Here is an 824-nt window from a genome sequence, read left to right on the forward strand (position 1 = left end):
ATTGTTCTTTGAAAACTGCACAGCGAGGAAGACGGACCCACCTACGCGGGAAATGGTCAAGCTAGTAAGGGCGTACGGTGGATGCCTAGGCGCTAAGAGGCGAAGAAGGGCGTGGTAAGCTGCGAAAAGCCCCGGGGAGCCGCAAGCAGGCTGGGATCCGGGGATACCCGAATGGGGCAACCCACCTGGAGTAATATCCAGGTACCCTGTACTGAATCCATAGGTACAGGGGGCGAACCGGGGGAACTGAAACATCTTAGTACCCCGAGGAAAAGAAAGCAAACGCGATTCCCCCAGTAGCGGCGAGCGAAGAGGGAAGAGCCCAAACCTTATGCATGGAGAAGGCTGCAACCGTTGTGCATAAGGGGTAGCGGGACTTCCGGGAGTAGTTGCAGATACTCCACGAAGGCGAAGGCCGTAGGAGAACAGGACTGGAAAGTCCGGCCATAGGGGGTAAAAGCCCCGTATCCGAAACGGCCGGAGTCTTCGGGAAGGATCCCAAGTACCACGGGGCACGTGGAATCCCGTGGGAATCCGGGAGGACCACCTTCCAAGGCTAAATACTCCTTAGCGACCGATAGTGCACTAGTACCGTGAGGGAAAGGTGAAAAGCACCCCGGGAGGGGAGTGAAATAGAACCTGAAACCGTATGCCCACAAGCAGTCAGAGCCCAGCACTCAATGGAGCTTTTGAACACGAAAGTTGCGGGAAATAGTTCAAGAGCGACATTGAGTGGTCAAAGGTTCCATTGAGTGCTGGGTGATGGCGTACTTTTTGTAGAACGGGCCGGCGAGTTACGTTAACGAGCGAGGTTAAGGGGAAGA

General features: G+C 55.3%; 1 rRNA gene. It reads left to right on the forward strand.

Features of this window, described 5'->3' with window-relative positions:
• Positions 1-54 precede the first annotated feature (54 nt).
• Positions 55-824 (forward strand): 23S ribosomal RNA (locus MOMUL_RS15205); the annotation flags it as partial.

The sequence above is a fragment of the Moorella mulderi DSM 14980 genome, from assembly GCF_001594015.1.
GTDB lineage: Bacteria > Bacillota > DSM-521 > Neomoorellales > Neomoorellaceae > Neomoorella > Neomoorella mulderi.